This window comes from Deltaproteobacteria bacterium (genome assembly GCA_016931625.1).
In the GTDB taxonomy this organism is placed as follows: domain Bacteria; phylum Myxococcota; class XYA12-FULL-58-9; order XYA12-FULL-58-9; family JAFGEK01; genus JAFGEK01.
In genome coordinates, this window is record JAFGEK010000024.1 from 1 (window position 1) to 4,512 (window position 4,512).

The window sequence follows — 4,512 nt, forward strand, 5'->3', positions numbered from 1 at the left end:
ACTCTCTACGTCATGCCCTCGAAAGAGGGCATCCAGTAAAGCCTAATAAAATCGATCAATTACAGAGATGAGATCAAGAGTCAGCCTATTTAGGGGGGTGTCCCTAAATATCTCCCGTCGATCTTCATGAAATCCGCTACGTACGACCGCGTGCTCGCAGAAATCCTGCCTGCGACTTGCCACAAGCAAGCCTCAGCATGATTTTGCTGCGCGCGCGGCCATAGTTTACGCGGCTTTCATGAATTTCTTAAGTCCAACATTTAGGGACACCCCCTATGTACATTTTGTGGCAGAGTTGACATGAAGCCATTGCAAAACTCGCTTGAACATGAAAAACCATATACTGCATGCTTAAACGACTTGTCCTTTTAATTATTAGTACTGCAAGCTTTGCTCTTATTGCAGCACTGATTTTGCGTACAAACGCGATGCGTCAAGGGCAGTCCCTCAGTCGCTCTCTGCAAACTCTTGAAGCATCCGCGCGCCATCTTGAGAAATCTATTGATGACCTTGGTAAAAATACCATGGATGCCGCCATGCGTTTGGCGTTATCACCAAATCTGGTTGCTGATCTAAATCAATATAATACCGCTAAAACATCTGCTGTTAATGCTCGTAATGTCATGCCTGCAGCTCGCACTCGTCTTGAAGGATTCGCAGCCAAATTGCGCCATCAGATCGAAGATTTTCGCAGTAGTGAAAATAATATTGATGCAGTAGTATTAATAAATGCAAATGGAGAAGTGCTATTATCTGATTCAAAATTACTGCCTCTTGGCTCTCAAATAGATATTCCTGTTGCCGCTAAAAAAATTAATCCTAACTCAATAACCAAAATAACTCCCGACATAACAATACCAAAAAACGCTGATATAACTAAAAACAAGAAAAACGCTAATTCTTCACCAGCAGTATATCTTGCGCAAAATACTTTTAGTAATACCATGGGACGCACCACGGTTTTTTATAAAGGTAATGTCTTCTCTATCGGTGCAGCACCAATACGTACAAAAAGTAAAATTATTGGTGTTATTTTAACTGAACAGCGTATTGATACCCTACCAAAGCCAGTTTTGGGTGAAGCGTTTGTTGTGCAATCGGGCAAAGCTATTATTGGTTCTATACCTGCTCAAGTAAAACTGCCGAAAACGATTCCACAAAGACCTTTTGTAATACAGGCTAATGCAAATGCTCCATTACTAATTTTTGATTCATTACAACAGCAAGCCCTAATTGCATCCATAAATCCTGTTGGAGAAATTAAACCAGGACGTTGGGCATTGAGCTTTAATATTCCCAATATGGTGGATGCTACTGGTCTGATTACAGTTGATCTTTCTGCTCGCTATAACGAAAGCGCTTTTATTGAACGTTTGGTGCTTGGTTTTTTAGGAGCTACCTGGATAATTCATATCATTATTTTATTGCTTGTAGGTATACGTATACAAAATGGTATTAGGCGTATTGAGAATATACTTGATACTGCCCCCGATACCGCCACTGCAGCTCAAGAACTTGAAACACAACATTTTGCTCACGAATTATCTAGTCTTATTAATACGATACACGCATTACTGTCAAAACTGCGCACTGGTGGTTCAAAAGAACCACTTTCGATATTGGATCAAGAGGCGCCAACAATTCTTGTAGAAAGACCAAATTTTACTAACAAAACTGCAGCTAGTCACGAAAATGCCGTGTTTGATTTCGACTCTGGATCTGCCTCTAATCAATCTGCCATCAATAATGTTTCTCCAGATTTAAATTCAGAAGCAAATAGCTCTCAATGGGATAACCAAAGCAATGAAATAAATCAAAACCTCATGGCTATTCAAAATGCTACCGCTTTACAAACGACTAATGATGAAGAAGCCGAAATTTCTGAAAACAGTAAGGATTATAATAATATTTCTGAAAATGAAACCTCTTTGCCAAATGTTAAAGCGCAAGCAACTGAGGACAGCGAGCCACCATTTTTAGACGCTGAACCGCTTGAGGCCGAACCTATTGATGATGAAGAACTGGTTGATGATAAAGAACTAGAAAAAGATGAAAAAATTATTGCTAAAGAGCAAAAATCAACATCTTTTCCCAAAGCACCAACCCCACCACCGACTCTGCTTTCTCCGACAGCTGTTAAACCCCAAAACGATGATCCTTCTATAAAACATCAATCCATAATGTCTTCTGAGGCAGATACTGCTATTTTTACAGTGCCAAATAAAAAGGCTAATGTAACTATTGAAAAAACCGATAGTTCTGCAAGCATAGCATCAGATGTTGCTCAATCGCCAACATCATCTCCTGCATTCATTTCTGAAGAAAGCTTTGAACAACATTTTAAAGAAACCTATAAAGAATTCTTGCGTATACGCGAGACAACAGGTGAAAGCGGATCTTTATCCTATGAAAAATTCCGTATCCGCTTAATAGAAAGCCGAGAATTGGTGGTTTCACGTCATCGCTGCAATGATGTACGATTTCATGTGTACATCAAAAATAATAAAGCAGCTATTAAAGCCACTCCTGTTACCTAAAACTATAACTATCACTAGAAAAACTGTAATTTTTAATTACCTGTAACTTGCCACTCTATCTTTAGTCGCCTACGATACTTGTATGACACGTCTGCAAAAGCTTTTTATTTTATTAATATTCACCGCCGCTAGCATACTTACTATTCATACCTTTTTTGCTGCTGATGGGTGGCCTAGACGTAGCACTGCTCGACGAGATCTAAAAAGTCTCGATGAGGATAGCGAAACTGTACGTGAACAAATACAAGTTTTACGCCAACAAATAAATGGATTGCGCGAGCGTAATGATGTGCAAGAGCATGTAGTACGCGATGAGCTAGGCTATGGAAATGTTAACGACATCATAGTGAATATTAAAGATGTCGATAAGGTAAGAAGCAAACCGTGAAAATCGATCGTTACGAATTAGAACAACAGCTCACAAAAAACATCGAAACTACTGCCTATCGTGCATTTGATCCTCGGTTAAAACGAGAGGTATTAATAAAACTATTTACTGCGGCAGAGAACAACAATAATAATTTTCAAGTTGAAGCTAAGTCACTTACAACTCTAAACCATCCAAGCATCATTAAAATATACGATTTTGGTATTAGTAATGATGACGTACCTTATTTAGTAACCGAATATATTCAGGGCATAAATTTAGCTCAGTTATTAGAACGTAATGGTCTATTTCCTGAATCTGTAATACTCGCCATAGGCCTTGAAGTATCATCAGCACTTGCCCATGCACATGCGCATAGCATAATTCACCGCTCAATCAATCCACAAAACATACTTTTAGAACGAGGTAGATTAGTAATAACAGATTTTAGTACGGCTCTCTGCGCAGCAAATACGGACATCATTAGTAGATCTAACGATACCAAGCCAAAAACAAATAAAATTTCAGGTTTTCTTTCTCCAGAGCAGCTAGCAAAGCATAAAATAGATAGTCGTGCTGATATTTTTTCAGTTGGTACTCTCTTGTATTTTCTCGCAACGAATAACTTACCCTATCGCATTTCTGAAACAATAAATTTATTCCAACAATTTATTAACCATAAACCAGAGGCATTACGAACTCTACGACCAGAATTCTGTCGTGATCTAACGTCATTAATTCATCGCGCTTTAGAACCCAAACCTGAAAATCGCCCACAAAAGGCAACATTGTTAAAACAAGCTCTGCAACGCCTGCTTGAATATCGCAAATTTACCGATGCACGTGAAATCTTAGCGTTATACGAAAAAAATCCTTCATTAACGCAATTACATTTATCTAATCATAGCCGTGACGATTACGAAGATGAAGATGACAATTTAAAACCGCCAAAATATGGTCCGTTATTTTTATTGATCGCTATTGCATTATTAATCGTCACGGCGCTTTTTTTTGGGTACTGCTAGCGGGCCGCTCTCTTAATGGGCGAAAAAATTAAGCTTGGTGCGGTAATACATCAAACCCTTCGTCACGAAAATGTGTATCTAAGGTAAGGGCAGTAATAATTTTATTTTCACGCATTACTAAAAAACTTACGGAATCAACTAAGCTTGGTCCTTTGCGGGTCTTTTGTGCCGTTAATTGAAAGGCACGAGTATGTATAGCTTGCTACTCTAGCTGCAGCATCAATTAAGGGCGTGCTGGCCATGGGGTCAAATGCCGGTATGAGACCCATGCGTTTATTCGGACAAGTAAGCACGCAATAATCATGAGCAGTATATTAAAGCGCCAAAGAACATTTATGGCTTTAATCTTCATGCAGGCAGTCGTGCTAGTTCTAATGATAAAAAGGGCCACGAAAGATTATGCCGCTATCTTTTGCGCCCGCCATTATCTAATGATCGCTTAACTTCTACTACCGACGGAAAATATCGCATTACATTAAAGCGAGCATGGAATGACGGCAGTGTGCCGCGGCAAGCGGCAGGGAGGTACAAAATGTCTTAAGTAAATCTCTGTCGTTAGCTGCGTGAACGATGAGGGTAGGCC

Annotated in this window: 4 protein-coding genes; all 4 read left to right on the forward strand. The window is 39.4% G+C overall.

Annotated features, from left to right (window positions below; all coding sequences use genetic code 11):
• Window positions 1–347 precede the first annotated feature (347 nt).
• The 4 genes from JW841_01900 (at window position 348) to JW841_01915 (ending at window position 4,470) form a co-directional block, all read left to right on the forward strand.
• Entirely contained in the window at window positions 348–2,537 is a 2,190-nt protein-coding gene (locus JW841_01900) for a hypothetical protein (protein MBN1959674.1), read from the forward strand.
• Window positions 2,538–2,619: 82 nt separating this feature from the next.
• The gene (locus JW841_01905; GenBank protein MBN1959675.1) at window positions 2,620–2,925 is read left to right on the forward strand and encodes a septum formation initiator family protein; all 306 of its coding nucleotides are present in this window, start codon (window positions 2,620–2,622) and stop codon (window positions 2,923–2,925) included.
• Window positions 2,922–3,929, forward strand: coding sequence for a serine/threonine protein kinase (locus tag JW841_01910; GenBank protein ID MBN1959676.1), 1,008 nt, complete (start codon window positions 2,922–2,924; stop codon window positions 3,927–3,929). Before JW841_01905 ends, JW841_01910 begins: the two co-directional genes overlap by 4 nt.
• A 313-nt stretch (window positions 3,930–4,242) precedes the next feature.
• Window positions 4,243–4,470, forward strand: a complete 228-nt coding sequence (locus JW841_01915) for a transposase (GenBank protein MBN1959677.1) — start codon at window positions 4,243–4,245, stop codon at window positions 4,468–4,470.
• The last annotated feature ends 42 nt before the right edge of the window (window positions 4,471–4,512 follow it).

What these genes read in the sequence shown, in the direction of transcription:
- JW841_01905 (MBN1959675.1), top strand. Translation starts at nt 2,620, where the DNA reads ATGACACGTCTGCAAAAGCTTTTTATTTTATTAATATTCACCGCCGCT.
- JW841_01900 (MBN1959674.1), top strand. Translation starts at nt 348, where the DNA reads ATGCTTAAACGACTTGTCCTTTTAATTATTAGTACTGCAAGCTTTGCT.